At 38.4% G+C, this 18,632-nt stretch carries 11 protein-coding genes; 8 read left to right on the forward strand and 3 right to left on the reverse strand.

All coding sequences use genetic code 11. The features are described from left to right. Positions 1-135: 135 nt before the first annotated feature. From lpdA to A3Q34_RS13395, 3 genes are all read left to right on the forward strand, one after another. On the forward strand, positions 136-1,569 hold the full coding sequence (lpdA, locus tag A3Q34_RS13385; protein WP_070375807.1) for a dihydrolipoyl dehydrogenase: 1,434 nt from the start codon (positions 136-138) through the stop codon (positions 1,567-1,569). A gap of 377 nt (positions 1,570-1,946) precedes the next feature. Further along, positions 1,947-3,899 (forward strand): alpha/beta hydrolase family protein, encoded by a 1,953-nt coding sequence (locus A3Q34_RS13390; RefSeq protein ID WP_070375808.1) that lies wholly within the window; start codon positions 1,947-1,949, stop codon positions 3,897-3,899. Positions 3,900-4,085: 186 nt separating this feature from the next. Then, the gene (locus tag A3Q34_RS13395) at positions 4,086-4,424 is read left to right on the forward strand and encodes a hypothetical protein (protein WP_083278016.1); all 339 of its coding nucleotides are present in this window, start codon (positions 4,086-4,088) and stop codon (positions 4,422-4,424) included. 246 nt (positions 4,425-4,670) lie between these two features. Here the strand turns inward: A3Q34_RS13395 and A3Q34_RS13400 are convergent, their stop codons facing one another. From A3Q34_RS13400 to A3Q34_RS13410, 3 genes are all read right to left on the reverse strand, one after another. Beyond that, on the reverse strand, positions 4,671-7,478 hold the full coding sequence (locus A3Q34_RS13400; protein WP_083278017.1) for a bifunctional aconitate hydratase 2/2-methylisocitrate dehydratase: 2,808 nt from the start codon (positions 7,476-7,478) through the stop codon (positions 4,671-4,673). A 607-nt stretch (positions 7,479-8,085) separates the two neighbouring features. After that, positions 8,086-8,649, reverse strand: coding sequence for a YSC84-related protein (locus tag A3Q34_RS13405; protein WP_070375810.1), 564 nt, complete (start codon positions 8,647-8,649; stop codon positions 8,086-8,088). A 110-nt stretch (positions 8,650-8,759) separates the two neighbouring features. After that, positions 8,760-9,659, reverse strand: a complete 900-nt coding sequence (locus A3Q34_RS13410) for a MipA/OmpV family protein (RefSeq protein WP_083278018.1) — start codon at positions 9,657-9,659, stop codon at positions 8,760-8,762. 316 nt (positions 9,660-9,975) lie between these two features. Here A3Q34_RS13410 and A3Q34_RS13415 point away from each other — a divergent pair, with 316 nt between their 5' ends. The 5 genes from A3Q34_RS13415 (at position 9,976) to A3Q34_RS13435 (ending at position 18,611) form a co-directional block, all read left to right on the forward strand. Further along, positions 9,976-11,106, forward strand: a complete 1,131-nt coding sequence (locus A3Q34_RS13415; protein ID WP_070375811.1) for an efflux RND transporter periplasmic adaptor subunit — start codon at positions 9,976-9,978, stop codon at positions 11,104-11,106. Between the two features lie 53 nt (positions 11,107-11,159). After that, positions 11,160-14,480 carry an efflux RND transporter permease subunit gene (locus A3Q34_RS13420; RefSeq protein ID WP_070375812.1) on the forward strand — a complete coding sequence of 1,107 codons (3,321 nt, stop codon included), beginning with the start codon at positions 11,160-11,162 and terminating at the stop codon, positions 14,478-14,480. A 1-nt stretch (position 14,481) separates the two neighbouring features. Continuing rightward, positions 14,482-17,571 carry an efflux RND transporter permease subunit gene (locus A3Q34_RS13425; protein WP_083278019.1) on the forward strand — a complete coding sequence of 1,030 codons (3,090 nt, stop codon included), beginning with the start codon at positions 14,482-14,484 and terminating at the stop codon, positions 17,569-17,571. Between the two features lie 106 nt (positions 17,572-17,677). Beyond that, a complete protein-coding gene (locus A3Q34_RS13430) occupies positions 17,678-18,055 on the forward strand; it encodes a YacL family protein (RefSeq protein WP_070375813.1) in 378 nt (125 codons plus the stop codon). Positions 18,056-18,221: 166 nt separating this feature from the next. Further along, positions 18,222-18,611 carry a response regulator transcription factor gene (locus A3Q34_RS13435; RefSeq protein ID WP_070375814.1) on the forward strand — a complete coding sequence of 130 codons (390 nt, stop codon included), beginning with the start codon at positions 18,222-18,224 and terminating at the stop codon, positions 18,609-18,611. The last annotated feature ends 21 nt before the right edge of the window (positions 18,612-18,632 follow it).

Genomic DNA, 18,632 nt, shown 5'->3' on the forward strand with positions numbered 1-18,632 from the left:
GGCGCGATTAAAGATGGTACTTTGGTAGGAGTTTAAGTAAAATTCCGCCCAGTAAAGTATAAATAATATTATATTTGTGGCTTTCCATATTGGCGAAGCGATAAATGACAAAACAACAAGTTAATTGAGGTAAACATGAGTAACGAAATTAAAACTCAAGTAGTAGTATTAGGTTCAGGCCCTGGTGGTTATTCAGCGGCATTCCGTGCTGCAGATTTAGGTTTAGATGTAGTCTTAATTGAAAGCCGAAAAACATTAGGTGGCGTTTGTTTAAATGTGGGTTGTATCCCATCAAAAGCATTACTTCATGTTGCTAAAGTTATTGATGATGCAGCTGCGATGGCTTCTCACGGAGTTACATTTGGTAAGCCAGAAATTAATTTAGATAAAATTCGTGACTGGAAAGATAGCGTAGTTTCCCAACTTACTGGCGGCTTAGGTGGAATGTCTAAAGCGCGTAAAGTGACTACAGTTTACGGTTACGGCAAGTTCACTTCAGATAAAACCATTGAAGTTGAAGGCAATGACGGCGAGAAAACGACGGTTACTTTTGATAATGCTATTATCGCCGCAGGTTCTTCTGTTATCGACTTACCTTTTATTCCAAATGATGACCCACGCGTTATAGATTCAACCGGCGCTCTAGAACTTCATGACATTCCTGATGAAATGTTAGTATTGGGTGGTGGTATTATCGGTCTAGAAATGGGTACGGTATACAGAGCTTTAGGCGCTAATGTTTCAGTGGTTGAATTTGCTGATCAATTAGTACCAGCTGCAGATAAAGACATTGTTAAAATTTATACTAATTTCAACAAGAAAAACTTCAACATAATGTTATCTACTAAAGTGGTTGCCGTTGAAGCTAAAGTTGACGGTTTGTATGTGACTTTTGAAGGTAAAAAAGCACCAGCAGAACCTGTACGTTACGACAAAATTTTAGTGGCTGTTGGCCGTAAGCCAAATGGTCATTTAGTTGCTGCTGACAAAGCAGGTGTTAACGTTGATGAACGTGGTTTTATCAATGTAACGAATGAACTACGTACTAACGTTCCACATATTTTTGCTATTGGTGATGTTGTTGGTCAACCTATGCTGGCACATAAAGCGGTTCATGAAGCGCATTGTGCAGCAGAAGTTATCTCAGGTAAGAAACATACCTTTGAACCACGTTGTATCCCTTCTGTTGCTTACACTGATCCTGAAATGGCTTGGACTGGCGTAACAGAGACTGAAGCTAAAGAGCAAGGTTTAAACATTGAAGTAGCTAACTTCCCTTGGGCGGCTTCTGGTCGTGCTATCGCTTCTGGCCGTACCGAAGGTAAAACTAAGTTAATCTTTGAAAAAGAAACGGGCCGTATTCTTGGTGGTGCCATTGTTGGTATCAACGCGGGCGAAATGTTGGGCGAAATTTGTTTAGCCGTTGAAATGGGTGCTGATGCAGAAGACATCGGCTTAACCATTCATGCTCATCCAACATTAAATGAATCTATTGGCTTAGCGGCTGAAATTTTTGAAGGTTCAATTACTGATTTACCTAATGCAAAAGCGGTAAAGAAAAAGAAATAATCATTGTTTTTAAATAAACGATAAACTTGCATTTATGCTGAAATGCCATTCACTATTGATAGTGAATGGCATTTTTTATGGGCTATTGTTTTAGTTAGCGCTTAATCTTTACTGAACTAAGTACCTAAGCCACAACTCACCAAAGCTATTTAGTGAGAGTCAGCGATATACCTTTTTACCTTCGTTTTTTGATCATTATTATCAGTCATCTATTTTTCAATAACCAACGTCGTTATTAGTTTGGTCTGACTTTATTATAAATATGGCAAGTTTACTGGCAATTTTGTAAATAATTTGTAAAGATATAGGTAAATGATTTTTATCGTATCATCGATAATGACAACTACCGTTAATCAACAAGTCGCTAGGATGCAATAATGAAAAAAATAATAATCACTATTCTATTGCTCAGCGTGACCTTCTTAAGTCATGCCGAAAAGCAAACGTTAACCTACAAGGAGTTTGGTCACTTACCTATAATTCAAGAACCTACCGTATCACCAGATGGTAAACATATTGCTGGAATATTTAACAGTGAAGATGGTCCGTCGGTTGTGATGAGTGACTTTGGCTCAAATAGCATTATAAAACTTGTTAGCCTTAAAAAGTCTAAAGACAGAATAGACTCGGTTATGTGGGCAAATAATGAACGTTTGTTGGTATCATCGAGTTACTCTAAAAAGCAATGGGGTGATAGATTTCGAGTTAATCGATTATTTTCGGTTAACATTGACGGCAGTAACTTGATTGAATTAAATCGTGCAGCAAACCTTCGCAGTTTAACGGGTGCAGAAATCGCTATGTATGATTTAAACAGCTCTCAACAAGTTGTTTCGTTATTAAAAGCAGAAAAAGAATTTGTATTATTGCAGATGTACTCTCCTAAAGATAAAGGTCAATCTGTCTATAAAGTTAATATTTATGAAAATAAGTTTGAAAAGTTATTCGTTAATAAATATGACGTTTATAGTTGGGTTGCCAATAAAGCGGGTGATGTCGTCTTGGGTGTAGGCTCTGACGATTATGACAGTACGATTACGAATATATGGTACAGAAAAGACAATAATGATGAGTGGAAGTTATTACACTCTAAAAAAGCGTTCGAAGGTGAAACTTTTTCTCCTATTTTGGTTAGTGATGATAAGGCGATTGTTATCTCTGATCACAAGATACACAGAGACGCACTTTGGCAATATGATATTAAGTCGGGAGCCTACGATAAGCTATTATATGCTAATGATAACTATGATGTAGAAGGTGCTATTTTTAATGCGGATAGAAATGAAGTTATTGGTGCTATTTATTTTGAGCACTACCGTAAGAATCATTTTTTTACTGATGCTGACACTGAAATCTATAACATTGTAAAAAATAGTTTCAAGCAATACCAAGCCAGTATTTATAGTATGAGCAAAGATAAAAAGAAAATTTTAGTGGCTGCTCAGCGAGATAATTCACCCCCTAAGTTTTTTTGGTTAGATTTGGCTAATAAATCGGGTGGTTTTTGGATCAGTCAATACCCCTATTTAGAAGGCAAGCCGCTGGCTAGTGTTCAACCGTTTCAATTTGAAGCATCTGATGGCATGTCATTGCACGGGTATTTAACGTTGCCAACAACGCCAATGAGTAATAATAAAAAACCCCCCTTGATTATTCATCCTCATGGCGGTCCACAATCAAGAGATTACCAATACTTTAGTCCGTTTGTGCAATACTTTGCCAGTAAAGGTTATGCCGTACTACAAGTTAACTTTCGTGGCTCTACCGGCTTTAGTAACGCTTATCAAACCGCTGGTTACCAACAGTGGGGTAAACGTATGCAAGATGATATTTATGAAGCGATAGACTGGTTAGCTGAGACGGAACTGGTTGATACTAATAATAGCTGTATCGTTGGCGCTAGCTACGGTGGTTATGTGGCATTAACGGCGGCATTTCAAAGGCCCAAGCAATTTAAATGTATTGCCAGTATCGCTGGGATTGGTGACTTACTTGAGTTAGCAAAAGATAAATACAGATACGAATCTAAACGACCTTTTATTGATAAAACTATTGGTAACCCAACGGACGATAAAACTATTGCCAGTCTTAAAGCGACTTCTGCAATTAACTATCTTAAGCAGATCAAAGCACCGATATTATTAATTCATGGTAAACATGATACTCAGGTAAGATTTAGCCAATCTGACGATTTTTATGATGCGGCTAAAGACGCTGATTTAGATATCGATTTTGTTGAGTTTGCCAATGGTACACATTACCTCGATGAAAATGAAAATCGCATAGAAGCATTTAAGGTGGTGGGTGAATTCTTAGACAAGCACTTGTAAGTGCTTGACTAACTTCATATAAAAACCAGCATCTTTGCTGGTTTTTATGTTTAGGAACAGTAACCTGTCTCAGCACCATTGCCATGCCTTGGCAGCTATGTTGTCTCAGCATTAGTGCATTCTTGGTTGTCGATGGTAGAGTACCGCTGCTTTATACTATAAATTATTATTTGAAAAGGACTTATGATGCGTTTATTTACTTTAGCTATTACTTGTTTTGCTCTATCTGCTTGTACCAACATTGTTTCTGAAAACGGAGCTTCACAATGGGATTTCGATCACAATATTCAGTTTAAACAAACAAACATGGCTGGAAATAAATATCACTTAGAGGTGAACCCCAAGTCGGACACCCACTTTGATAAACTGGCTACTTTTATGATGAGGCAGTCTTACGAGATTTGTGGCACTTATGGTTTTACCATTGAAGTGTTAAAAGGTATTGAAAAGTTTGACGACAGAAAATCGTTTCCAAATTTAATTATGCCTTCATTATCCGCTAATATTGAATGCGCTAGTCAGTAGAGGCATTTCTGTTCAAGGTAAACTTCTCTCACGTGCTCACTTAATTACAGACCCAGTTAAGTGAGTATAGTCCTTGCATCGCTGTGCCATTTTTAATAACTATCAACTAAAATAAAAAAGGATTACTTATTTTAGTTGATAGTAAGTTTTACCTCACTCAACCAAAATAAATAACCCTTATATTTCTAAGTCTATTTTAATGTATCACTTAAAATAGAGTCCCCATTAAGGACTCTATATAGCTAATTACATTACTTTAATCGGTACTGCTGGTGCAGTGTACTTAGTCGTCATCTCATGTGTAGGAGGAGCGAATCGTGTTAAATCGATACCTTCTACTGCTGACTTATACTCTTCGATTGTTGGGAAACGACCAAGCATCGTTGAAAGTACAACTAACGGTGTAGAGCCAAGTAACGATTCGCCTTTTTTCTCAGCAGTATCTGCTACAACACGACCTTGGAATAAACGTGTTGATGTTGCAATAACCGTGTCACCAGGTTCAGCTTTTTCTTGGTTACCCATGCATAAGTTACAGCCTGGGCGTTCAAGGTACATGATGTTTTCGTACTTAGTACGTGCAGCATTTTTAGGTACAGCATCGTCAAATTCGAAGCCTGAATATTTTTGTAAAATATCCCAATCGCCTTCAGCTTTAAGCTCATCAACAATATTGTAAGTTGGTGGTGCAACAACTAATGGAGCTTTAAATTCTATCTTGTTACCTTGTGCTTCCATATTACGGAACATTTGAGCGATAATTTGCATATCACCTTTGTGAACCATACAAGAACCAACAAAGCCTAGGTCAACTGATTTATCAGCGTAGTATGAAACAGGGCGAATAACATCATGGGTGTAACGTTTAGAAGCATCGTCGTTGTTTACATCTGGATCCGCAATCATTGGCTGGTCGATAATATCTAAATCAATTACCACTTCCGCGTAGTATTTAGCATTTTCATCTGGTGCTAATGCTGGCGTAGTGCCTGATTTTATACCTTCGATACGTTGGTCAGCTAAGGCGATTAAACCGTTAAGTGTTTTCGCTTCGTTTTCCATACCCTTGTTGATCATTATCTGGATACGGCTCTTAGCAAGCTCAAGTGATTGAATTAATGTTTCATCTTCAGAAATACAGATTGAGGCTTTTGCCTTCATTTCTGCAGACCAATCAGTAAAGGTAAATGCTTGGTCAGCTAATAATGTACCGATATGCACTTCAATGATACGACCTTGGAAGACATTCTCGCCATCAAATTGCTTAAGCATTTGCGCTTGAGTAGAATGAACTACATCACGGAAATCCATGTGGCCTTGCATCTTGCCTTTAAAAGTAACTTTTACAGACTCAGGGATTGGCATAGCCGATTCACCTGTGGCAAGCGCGATTGCTACTGTACCCGAGTCAGCACCAAAGGCTACACCTTTAGACATACGAGTATGTGAGTCACCACCAATGATGATTGCGCGATCGTCTACGGTAATATCATTTAATACTTTATGAATAACATCAGTCATTGCATGGTAAACGCCTTTCGGGTCACGTGCAGTAATAAGACCGAACTTGTTCATGAATGCCATTAATTTAGGAATGTTAGCTTTAGCTTTGCTATCCCAAACTGACGCTGTATGACAACCTGATTGGTATGCACCGTCTACTAGTGGAGAAATAGTAGATGCTGCCATCGCTTCAAGCTCTTGACATGTCATAGGACCTGTTGTGTCTTGAGAGCCAACAATGTTAACTTTAACGCGAACATCTGAGCCTGCATGTAATGGTGTGTTCGATGTTACACCAACTGCGTTGTTATTAAAGATTTTTTCAACGGCGGTTAAACCTTGACCTTCATGAGAAATTTCTTTTGAAGTGGCATATACAGGTGGTGTTGCTACACCAAGTGTTTTAGCAGCGAACGTTTGTAATTTCTTACCAAATGTTACCGCGTAAGAACCACCTGCTTTCATGAATTCTACTTTCTGTGGTGTGAAGGCTGAAGATATATCCGCAAGCTCTTTGTCACCGTTGTACAATTTCTTCGCTTTAGTATCGATAGTTAATACGGTACCAGTCGCTACAGAATAAGCTTCCTCTAAAACTGCATCACCATTTGCATCAACAACTGCTTTGCCACTTGCATCGACTTTCTTAACCCAGTTTTTAAGGTCAAGACCAATGCCGCCAGTTACATCAACGGTTGTTAAGAATATTGGAGAAATACCATTAGTACCCGCAACTATAGGTGCAATGTTAATAAAGGGTACGTATGGACTTGCTTGTTTACCTGCCAATAGTGCAACGTTGTTAACACCCGACATACGAGATGAACCAACACCCATAGTGCCTTTTTCAGCGATAAGCATGACTTTCGCGTTAGGGTACTTAACTTGTAATGCTTTAATTTCTGCTTGAGCTTCTGGAGTGCCCATGCATTGGCCATGTAATTCACGGTCAGCACGTGAATGTGCTTGATGACCTGGAGATAATAAATCAGTTGAGATATCACCTTCTCCGGCAATATAAGTGACTACTTCAACTTTTGCTTCAACTTCAGGTAACTTAGTGAAGAATTCAGCTTGGGCGTAGCTTTCTAAAATATCTTTCGCCAGTGCGTTGCCTGCTTTAAATGCAGCTTCAAGACGTACTGTATCAGCGTCATATAAAAATACTTGAGTTTTTAAAACTTCTGCCGCTGGTTTTGCTACTGCTGCGTCATCAGATAATGCTAAATCAAGAAGTACCTCAATTGAAGGGCCACCTTTCATATGAGATAACAATTCAAAAGCAAATGTAGGGGTAATTTCTGCGACGACTGACTGAGCTAGAATAATTTCTTTTAAAAATTCAGCTTTTACACCTGCAGCACTGGTTGTGCCTGGTAAAGTGTTATAAATGAAAAAGTTAAGTGAATCTTCGCGATGCTCATTTGCAGAATCTTTAATTTGAGCAATGATTTCTGATAATAGATCAGCAGAATCAATGGGTAGAGGAGCTAATCTTAGCTCATTCTTACGATTTTCAATTTCTTTAATGTACTCTAAATATAGACTCATTTAAAACTCTCTCTAGTTCTAATGGGCTAATAACATTATCATCATTAGCAAGGAAAAATTTTGCTTATAGTTTACCTGATTTTTGAGCTACTACGAATCATTTGATTAAATAAGTACTATTCATCGCAGTGATAACTAATATAGGTTTTAGTCGTAAAGGTTATGTAGGTAGGGTGTCAGAGGATAATAGTAAGAAATAATCCCGTAAATTTTATGATACTAGTAGAAAGGTCTAATTTTTTATATCTCGATAATCGCCTATATTGAAGCAAAAAGATCAATAAATTATTCCTATTAGCATAAGATGCTAACGCCTGATACTTAGCGGTATTTGAATTTCCATAAGATTGAAAGTTATACCCGTAAAGCGAATACTGTAATGTTACAAGGAGAAGCTTAAGGTGTTAATCAGCCAAAGTTAATTTTTCCCTTAAAGCGCACAGGGGTTATTTATATGTTTTACGCTTTGAGGTGTTAATCAGCCGAAGTTAATTTTTCCCTTAAAGTACACAATTTTTCCCTTAAAGCGCACAGGGGGTATTTATATATTGTGCGCTTTACAGCAATAACAGATTTAACTAAGGATAATGACTACTGAGTTGGGCTGTTAATTAAGCTTACTGTCCTGCCAAAACTTAGTGCCTTTTATTGTTGCCTGCAGGGCTAAGCCACTTTCAGTAAAAGTGTAGACAGTTACATCACCGTAATACATTTCTCCTTCAACTGAACCGCCTTTATTACCCGCTTTTGCTGCGGCATCAACATTACCACCAAAGCTCCAACCTTGATTAACAAAATCATTCATTGCTTGTGCCGTATGAAATACCATAACAATACGGTAATCTTTAACACCAAGACCAAGGCCTATACCACCTTCAGCCATATTCATATAAGTATATTTAGCTGAATTATTACTTTTAACCACACCATAGCCTGTGCCAGCTGCCATAAATATTAAATTGATATTAGCATTCGAAAAGACAGCATAACCAGCCGCTGAATTAATTTGGCTACGGGTATCTGGTTTATTAGCAAAAAGTTGGTTAAGCACCGTATCTTTCATGGTGAGAATTTCTTGTTGTTGTTCTGCTTTACTACCATCTCCCATTGAAGCACAAGCAACCAAGGTTAAGCTAAGCACTAAAGATAACAATTTTTTAATTGAGAACATCGTTTTTTTCCTTTTATAATTAATTATCTACAGTTTAGAGCAGTGTTAGCCTTTTTATAAGTCAATTTAATCAATAGTAGCTATTTGTTTTAGTGTCATTAGAAGGATTGTTACCAACTTGCTTTTTTATCACTTTCGTATAAGCGCCAAACAAAGCCAATACCGAGGCTGTAAGTAATGTCTTTTTCATAAAGAGGGCTATCTTGGTTGGCTGCACCTTGATGAAATTGTGCTGAGCCAGTGATAAATGCGCGGATATTTTTTCGTATGGGTAATGACAGACCCATAGAAAGCTCTGCACCCAAATAGCCTCCTTTGGCATTATATTGTTGGCGATTGCTATTGGCGAATTTGCGATCAACCTGATAAAAGTAATCTTGTAATTTTTCAGTCGCAAAAGCTAAGCTAAAGGCGATATTTAAGCCTACTTCTTTAACAATTGCACCACGCTGTTGGTATGAAATGGTTGGCTCTATAACAAAACCACGATCGTCGATGCGATCAAAATCAGTAGAAAATACCGCTCTTGCTTGCAAGCGAGCTTTGAGTCTTGCATCTCCACCTTGTGAAAATTTGTAGTCTTTAACGCGATAAATTAATTGTGGCCCTATTTCAAATAAGAAGTCTAATTCAGGCATACCAGCCCGAGATGTATTGTCATCACTGTCGGCAGAGAATGCACCGCCAAAGGAAAGGTCTAATTCAAAATCACTTGTTTCAACCACAACTGCACGCATGCCATCACCACCACCAACCCGAAACACATCGCCCCGATAAACGACATAGGGCGCGGCTAAAGCAATAAAATTTCGCTCGCCTGATGCCGGGTAATTAGCGACTTCTATAGCGCCACCACCAAGTCCAAATTCCCATAAAGGCTGACTTTTGTCGATGTTTTCAAAGCCAGTTAGCCCGCGAACAGGGGATTCGTCTTTGTCGTTAGCTATAACAGGCGATACGAAGAGAGCAGTAGTGAAAATAGCTAAAAAATACAGTTTTATGCAATACATTCAACAACCTTGTTAGAAAAAAAATTTTTATATATTAATCGTAAACCATAGTGCGCGGTGATTAAAACTCTTTTATTCATTTTAATGATAGGTGCCTAATGTCGAGACTGAAAAATAAATGTGCGTTTGATAGATAACGTTTTAGTGACGACTTCATAAATAATTCAAAATATTTTTTATAGGTAAAATTCTTATACTTGCTAGTAATCATAACTCGTTACAATTGAATGTTTAATAACCGTCAAAAGCTATTTGTATCTTACTTGCCGAACCGGATAAAATAACCATAATTATAATTATAAAACAACGGACCGTTATGCACCTCAATTCACTAGCAACTTCATTATTATTATCACTATTCTTAGTCACAGTGTTAAGCGCTTGTAATGAAGAAAAAGTAGCAGACAAAGAAAAGAAAGTTTACCAGGTGCCCGTAGAAACAACTCTCGTTGACAATAGAACGATCACTAACACTTATCGAACAACCGCTGTGCTTGAGGCAAAAGCTGAAAGCAAAGTCACCAATAAAGTCACAGGCATGATTAACACGATATTAGTTGAAGAAGGGATGTCGGTTACCAAAGGACAAACCTTAGCTGAAATTGATTCTGAAAATTATTTATTAGAACTTGAACGTACCACCATAGATGTCGACTCTGCGGTTGCAGAATTTAACCGCAGTAGACCAATAGATGGTGAACAACTGATATCGGTTAAAGATTTAGAAAAGCTTGAGTTTTTAGTGAAAACAAGAAAAAACCAACAAAAAGTGGCGGCGATACAAGTACGTGATTCAAAAGTAAGAGCGCCAATATCAGGTGTTATTGCTTCAAGAATGGTGAAAGAAGGCAATATGACCGCTAATGTTGGTGGTGAAATGTTTACCATTGTTGCCCTCGATACTTTACAAGGGGTTGTTTATTTGCCCGAATCTGAAATGAATAATGTTCATGTTGGTCAACAAGCGTATTTAAACTTTCCGGCAAACGCAAAAGAACTTCCTGCAACGGTTGACTTAATCTCACCAATCATTGATACCGAGTCGGGGACTTTTAAAGTGACCTTAAAAGTTAATAATGATAACCATGTCTTAAACCCCGGGATGTTTGCTAAAGTGTCACTGACCCTTGATGTTCATGATAATGCGCAAATTGTGCCACAAAAAGCCTTGCTGGTTACCGACACTGAAACCAGCTTATTCGTTATTCAAGATAATAAAGCTAAGAAAGTTACAGTGGTTACCGGTTTTGAACAAGATGGTTTTGTTGAAATATTAACGCCACTAAATGCCCTTGAACCGGTAGTGATTGTCGGTCAGCAAGGTTTGAAAATTGATAGTGCTGTAAAAATAATAGGTAAAGAAGAAACCCCAAAGAAGAACGTTGAACTAACTACTGATAATAATGCCGTTAAGGAAAATGCTGATAATCAAGCAACACAAGACTAATAAGTTGTGAACTGGCTTTTACCTAATCATTAAATCTAAAGGAATTATTATTCATGAGTATTGTTAGTACTGTGGTTAAACGCCCGGTAACAGTAGCGATGTTTACCCTCGCTGTGATGTTATTTGGCATGGTAGGGTTTTCTCGACTCTCTGTTGCCTTGTTGCCCGATCTTTCTTATCCAACGTTAACCGTAAGAACCGATAACGCCGGCGCCGCACCTGCTGAAATAGAACAATTGATCAGTAAACCCATTGAAGAATCAGTCGGTGTTGTTAAAGGGATACGCAAGGTTCATTCTATCTCAAAAGCTGGACAATCCGATGTTGTTATTGAGTTTGAATGGGGCGTGGCGATGAACTTTGCGACGCAGAATGTCCGTGAAAAGCTTGATATCATTGCATTGCCAAAAGATGTTAATAAACCGATTATTTTACGTTTTAACCCCGCCCTAGACCCCATTATACGTTTAGGGCTGTCAACTGAAAATAAGCATCCTCGGGCATTAAAAAAGATACGTACTTTTGCCGAGCAAGAAATAAAACGACAGCTTGAAACTATTTCAGGTGTTGCCGCTGTGCAGCTTGGTGGTGGTTTACAGCAAGAAATACAGGTTGTTTTTGATCAAGAAAAGGCTGCGCGCCGAGGTATAACAGCACAAAGTATTGTTGCACGTATCCAAAGTGAAAATATTAATATGTCGGCAGGTCGTGTTTACGATGGTCAGCAAGAGTATTTAGTTCGAACAGTGAACCAATTCGTCTCACTCGAGCAACTTGGCAATATGATTGTTAAGCAAGCCGATGGCAAAACTATTTACCTTAAAGACATAGCACAAGTTATTGATGGCGAAAAAGAACGCACCGATATTACTCGAATCAATAATAATGAAGCGATAGAACTGGCCATTTATAAAGAAGGCGATGCTAATACGGTAACCGTAGCAAAAGCGGTAAATAAAAAATTAGCCGAGCTTGAAGAAACTTTACCCGAAGCACTGACTTTTACGGTTATTTATGACCAATCTGAATTTATTGTCAATGCGGTAGACGAAGTGAAAAGTGCGGCTATTATTGGCGGATTACTTGCCATGTTGATTTTATATTTATTCTTGGGTAATTTTTTCAATACGATTATTATTTCACTAGCGATACCTATTTCAATTATCGCGACCTTTAATTTAATGTTTGCTAATGACATTAGTCTTAATATTATGTCGTTAGGGGGCATTGCCTTAGCGGTTGGCTTATTAGTTGATAATGCGATTGTCGTGCTAGAAAATATTGCGCGCTATCGCGAAAAAGGCGTCAGTATTATTGAAGCGGCAATAAAGGGTACCGATGAAGTCTCGGGCGCTGTTATTGCTTCTACACTGACCACTTTAGCGGTGTTTTTTCCTTTAGCTTTTGTGACCGGTTTTGCCGGGCAATTATTCAGTGACCAAGCGATGACGGTGACTTTTGCGTTACTCGCTTCTTTAATCGTGGCGCTAACCTTAATTCCTATGCTGGCATCACGTCAATTTAGCCAAAATAAAGAAATGCCTACAAATGACAATAATGATGACTCATTAGAAAAACAAACCGATAAAGTGCCGCTAACTAGAAGAAAGAAAGTCGTTAATATCGTCGTGCACATTTTGGCCTTTCCGCTTTTATTGGTTTTTAATTACTTACCTTTATTATTAACCAAAACTTTGTTATTGATTACTAACTTAATTACTAAGCTCGTCAGCTTTATTTTTAAACCGGCACATAAAGCTTTTAGTTATTATTTTGAAAAACTAGCGTCAGCCTACAGTCGGTTATTAAAAGTCGCCTTGCAAAATAGAGCTATTTTAGTGGCACTTAGTTTAGTGTTTGCGCTTGCGGTCAGCAGTTTATTACCAAAAATTGCGGTTGAACTTGTTCCTGAAGTGGCAAAGTCGGAATTTACTATCGAGTTAACCTTGCCACAAGGAACGCCGATAGATGTTACTGATCAACGGCTAAAAGACCTTGCTGCGACTATTGCCGAAGATAAACGTGTCAAGCACAGCTATTCGTTAGCAGGTAGCGGTAGCTTAATGATGAGCTCAGCCAGTAAAGGCGGTGAAAACTGGGGACAACTGTTAGTGGCACTTTACAGCAGTGATGATCTTGAATCAGTTAAAGCTGTGGTTCGCGCGAAAGTAGCTCAAATGGCTGATGTCACGGCTGAAATAGCGCAAACAGAAATGTTTACAACAGAGCGTCCTTTGCAAATTATTTTGTCAGGATACGATCTGGTGGCCTTGAAAAAATACAGCGACCAATTAATTCAAACTATGTCGATGGATAATCAGTTTATTGACCTAAACAATAGTTTACGCGCCGGTCAACCTGAGTTGAAAATCAGCTTTGATAATGAGCGCTTAGCAAGTTTAGGGTTAAAAGCGTCTGATATAGCCGATCAGTTAGTCACTAAAATTGCTGGCTCGGTGGCGAGTAAATACAACTTACAAGACCGACAAGTTGATATTCTAGTGCGCGCCGATGAAAACGCGAGAAATTCAGCACAAGCTATTCGTCAATTAACGGTTAACTCGCAGCAGGCCAAATCATTACCACTAGCCGCCGTTGCCGATATTACCGAAAGTATTGGCCCTAATGAAATCAATCGTATTGACCAAAGTCGTGTTGCTATTATTTCCGCATCATTGGCTTATGGCGACTTATCTGCAGCGGCCGCCAAAGCCGAAAACCTAGTGAAAGAACTCTATTTACCTTTTAATATTAAAGCACGAGTCGCAGGGCAAAATGAAGAAATGGAAAGCTCTTTTTCTTCCTTAATGATGGCGTTAGCGTTAGCGGTATTCCTTGTTTATTTAGTGATGGCTTCACAATTTGAGTCGTTATTAAATCCATTTATTATTTTATTCTCTATTCCATTAGCCGTGTTAGGTTCTGTATTAGGCTTATATGTTACTGGGACTAATATCAGCGTTATCGTACTCATAGGTATTATTATGCTCACGGGTATTGTGGTGAATAATGCCATTGTTTTAGTCGATAGAATTAATCAGTTACGTCATCAAGGTGTTGATAAACTTGCTGCTATTATGGAAGCGAGTCGTTCACGTTTTCGCCCGATTATTATGACCTCGTTAACCACTGTTTTAGGTTTAGCGCCATTGGCATTTAGCAGTGGCGAAGGCTCTGAATTAAGAGCACCTCTTGCCATTACGGTAATGAGCGGTTTACTGGTTGCAACAATGCTAACGTTACTTTTAATTCCTGTTTTGTATAGCTTGTTTGATCGAAAAACCTATATTGTCGAAAGCGATGAACTTGACAGTGATGGTTTTGAAAGCCAGCAAGCTAATAGCGCCTCGTCTAATAATGTAGCCGAGGTGTAAGATGACAAATTCAACGTCTAAAAAGAAAACAGCTAAGCAAAGCATTTTTGACTTACCAGTAACTGTTTGGTTAACCGCTTTAGCGATAAGGCGGCCTGTTACCACGGCTATGTTGATGTTGTCGCTTTTTGTTACTGGGCTTGTCGCCAGTAAATTATTGCCACAAGAAAGCTGGCCATCACTGAATATTCCGATGGCTTTTATTAATGTGCCGTATAACGGCGCCACACCTGAAGAAGTTGAACGCTTAATTACCCGGCCGATAGAAGAAGCTGTTTCGACTTTAGGCGGTATTACTGAAATGCAGTCAAGAAGTCGGGCCAACGGTGCTTCTATTCAGGTAATGATGGATCTTAGTAGTGATCTCGATAGTAAAATATTAGAGGTACGAGAAAAAGTCGATATGGTGCGCCATCTTTTACCTGAAGACGTGCAAAACGTAATGGTACAAAAGTTCTCTACTGAAGATCTACCCATCATGAGCTTGGTGTTATCGGGTAATAAAGACCTCTCCACCGCTTATGACTTTATCGATAAAAAACTGAAAAACCCGCTAGAAAGGCTTCAAGGTGTTGGTAAAGTCGAAATGCGTGGCGTTGTTCAACCCCATATAGAAATTCATTTAGACAGTATTAAGCTCGCGATGAATCGTGTTGATCAAGCAAAGTTATTGCAAGATTTACGTGACAGTAATTTTTTAGTGAAGTCAGGCTCTATTCTCAATGGAGGTAGAAAGTTCAGAGTTTCTCCTGACGGTGAATATCACAGTTTAGACGACATTAAAAACTTTCAAGTTAAAGTGGGTGTTCGGTTAAGTGAAGTAGCGACAGTGAGTTTAACCGCTCCTCCTAAGAATAGCGAAATTAGAACAGATAGAAAGAAGTCAGTTGGCTTAGAAGTCTTTAAAGAGTCTGATGCTAATGTTGTCGAGGTGACAAATAACATTGTTGGTTTAATTGAAGTACTTCGCCAAGAAGATGACTTTAAAGCGATTACCATTGGAATTAAAGATAACAGCGGTGAAGAAATTCAAGAATCATTAGGTGATTTGTTAAAGGCGGGCGCCTTAGGTATTGCCTTGTCTTTTATTGTTTTATTTATATTTTTGCGCAATAGCCACATTACTTTTATTGTTGTTGCTTCTGTGCCTATTTCGTTAAGTTTTGCCTTAGCTGGCATATATTTTATGGGCTACACCTTAAATATGCTCTCACTGGCGGGGCTTTTTATTGCCGTTGGTTTACTGATTGATAACTCGGTCGTTATTTGTGAGAGTATCCTTCAACAACAAGATAAAGCCTTAACCTCAATAGACAAAATTCTTCATGGTGTTGATAATGTCAGTATTGCCATTATCAGTGGCACACTCACCACCACCATTGTATTTATGCCTTTGCTGATGGGTGAAAAAAACTTTATTACCATCTTAGTTGAGCAAATAGCCGTGGCGATTTGTTTACCTTTATTGGCATCATTAATTATTTCAAAAACCGCCATTCCATTAATGCTTAGTCGTGTTAACAAAAAGGCCTTGTCGTCAGTTGTTACCCAAGGAAAATTAGATCGCTGGTATCGTCCTAATTTAACAAGAATACTGACTCACCCTAAAACAACCGGGGTTTTCATTTTATTACTTTGCATTAGTGGTGTGTTAACCAAGCAAATGGTCAATATTAATGGCGAAAAGGGTAAGACTGTCAAAGAAATCAATATTGTCTATCATATCCAAGGGCAACAAAAGTTAGCTGATGTCAGTAAATTAGTCGATGAGATGGAGCAGTACTTATACGATAATCAACAAGCCTTCGAGTTTACACAAGTTAATAGCCGGATTTGGTCAGATTTTGCCATGTCTCGGATAAAACTTAACGATGGTTATTCAAAAACACTTTATGATTTGAAAGCAGAGATTAAAAAAGGTTTTCCCGATACGGCCATTGCAGAACCATCATTTGACTGGTCAGAACAAAAAGAAAATTTGGTCAAACTTACTTTAAACGGCAGCTCAACCAAGCGTTTAATACAATTGAGCGAATCTGTGATCAGTCAGTTAAGTAATGTTGAAGGTTTTGCTGAAGTTGGCATCGATAACGAAGACAAAAACATGGAGTTAGTACTGCGTATCGACCGAGAAAAAGTGTCACGTTTAGGTTTAAACACTCAAGATATCGCTAGTCGTATTTCGAGTGCACTGCGTGGGACTAACTTGCGTTCGTTTCGTGATGCTAAGCTAGGTGAAGTTGATATTCGCTTGGTCTATCACGCTGAACAGGCTGTGCCGCTCGAACGTATTAAAGAGTTACCTATTTATGAGAGTAACGGTAGAGTTATTACCTTACAGCAACTCGTTGTTTTTGACACACAACCGATAATGCAACAAATTACGCGCTCAAACAGAAGAACCACCTTAGGAATTTCTATTAATTTAGCTGACTTAAGCCGTGTTGAAGCCTCGATGAAAATTAAAGAAGTGATGGAGAATATTGTTTTTCCTTCGGGTTATGATTGGAACTTAGGACGCCAATTTGCGCAAGACGAAAAAGCAGCAAAAGACATGATGATGAACATGATGCTTGCTTTAGCGCTTATTTTTATTGTTATGGCAGCGCTGTTTGAATCACTATTAATGCCAATCGCTATCTTGTCTTCGATTGGTTTAGCTTTTATTGGTGTTTACTGGACCTTTGCTATTTTAGGCATGGGGTTGGGTGAAACAGGCCTGATCGGTATGTTGATTTTAATGGGTATAGTGGTGAATAACGGTATTGTCCTCATCGATCAAATCAACAAGTTAAAAGTAGACGCTGAGAATATAATGACGCCGATTATCGACGCTTGTGTTAGCCGTATTCGGCCAATATTTATGACAGTTGCAACAACTATTATTGGTATGGTGCCGTTAGCATTAGCATCAAGTGATAGCCAAGCTTACCCGATGGCGGTTGCGATTATTGGTGGTTTGTTGTTTTCAACCTTTACCAGTTTGTTTTTGGTACCGTTTTGTTATTTGATGCTGGTTAAATTGGGTGAACGGTCAAGCAAGCGTTTTGCTATCGCTAAAGCCTTTGCTGATAAAAAAATTCCATTATAGTTTACCACTCGTATCGTATTATCAAGGGGGATAGAGTAAATGTTAATTCCCCCTTGTGCGATAAATATTCTATAATAAAGATATCAAAAAATTTCCGAGTTATCCCATGGAATACGAATTTATAAACGACCCTACTACTCGCTATGCGAAAGCAAAGTTCTCTTTTGAACATGAAGTTTTTGGCCCTTGGCTTGAAGTTGAAGTAGGCAACGATCCACAAAAATTAACCGCGTTGTTAACGCTCATCGATAAAGCCGAGCACGCAAGTGCACAAGAGCAGGAAATTGTTGGCAGTGAGTATACGGTTAGAATTATTGAAAAAGATGTCTCGATTGCCGCTAACGCGAGCTTAAATGGTATTGAAGCTTTACCTGAAGCACTCAGTGCTGATGATATAGACTTTGACGATCAAGAGTCAGCAAGTTGTGGGCTAGAAGACTTTCGCGAATTATTATTGTCTTGGGCAAGATTCACCACACGTTAACTCAATCGGTTAACCATCAAGTTAGTCATTCGTTATTGATAGATGAATAACGTTTTCATTCTATTTACGCTTTTATTATTTATAGCTTTTCTGATAACAATGACTTTTGGCACTGTTGTCTGACGCCACTTTTCTTATTCTTTTACAAAATTTGTAGGAGAATAAAATGCCGATAACACGTAAAACCCCTTTCGAACTTTCTAAGCTGACTATTGATAGAACTCCGCAAACCAAAGCTGCGGGGCTTACAGGTAACTATACCGATATCTTGATTGTTACGTTACTCAGCACAAGTTTATATTTTGTCGCTGAGCCCGTGGTGATGAAACAATTAAATAAAGGCTTGAATGAATCTAAAGTTATTGAAGCCTTGTCTGAAAAAGAACAACAGATTTTAAAGTTGGTGGCGGGTGGTTTTTCTAATAAAGAAATTGCTAGTAGTATGTTTCTTGCTGAAGGTACAATTAAAAATCATGTTTCAACGACATTATCAAAACTTAATACCCGAGACAGAACACGGGCGGTATTGATTGCACTTAACCAAGGGCTTATTTGACAAACTTATTTAAGATAGCTT

Source organism: Colwellia sp. PAMC 20917 (genome assembly GCF_001767295.1).
Classification (GTDB): Bacteria; Pseudomonadota; Gammaproteobacteria; order Enterobacterales; family Alteromonadaceae; genus Colwellia_A.

Bases quoted from the DNA above. Each gene is read 5' to 3' on its own strand.
- A3Q34_RS13435 (WP_070375814.1), top strand. From the start codon at position 18,222: ATGCCGATAACACGTAAAACCCCTTTCGAACTTTCTAAGCTGACTATT.
- A3Q34_RS13415 (WP_070375811.1), top strand. From the start codon at position 9,976: ATGCACCTCAATTCACTAGCAACTTCATTATTATTATCACTATTCTTA.
- A3Q34_RS13390 (WP_070375808.1), top strand. From the start codon at position 1,947: ATGAAAAAAATAATAATCACTATTCTATTGCTCAGCGTGACCTTCTTA.
- A3Q34_RS13410 (WP_083278018.1), bottom strand. From the start codon at position 9,659: ATGTATTGCATAAAACTGTATTTTTTAGCTATTTTCACTACTGCTCTC.
- A3Q34_RS13400 (WP_083278017.1), bottom strand. From the start codon at position 7,478: ATGAGTCTATATTTAGAGTACATTAAAGAAATTGAAAATCGTAAGAAT.
- A3Q34_RS13430 (WP_070375813.1), top strand. From the start codon at position 17,678: ATGGAATACGAATTTATAAACGACCCTACTACTCGCTATGCGAAAGCA.
- A3Q34_RS13405 (WP_070375810.1), bottom strand. From the start codon at position 8,649: ATGTTCTCAATTAAAAAATTGTTATCTTTAGTGCTTAGCTTAACCTTG.
- A3Q34_RS13425 (WP_083278019.1), top strand. From the start codon at position 14,482: ATGACAAATTCAACGTCTAAAAAGAAAACAGCTAAGCAAAGCATTTTT.
- lpdA (WP_070375807.1), top strand. From the start codon at position 136: ATGAGTAACGAAATTAAAACTCAAGTAGTAGTATTAGGTTCAGGCCCT.
- A3Q34_RS13420 (WP_070375812.1), top strand. From the start codon at position 11,160: ATGAGTATTGTTAGTACTGTGGTTAAACGCCCGGTAACAGTAGCGATG.
- A3Q34_RS13395 (WP_083278016.1), top strand. From the start codon at position 4,086: ATGCGTTTATTTACTTTAGCTATTACTTGTTTTGCTCTATCTGCTTGT.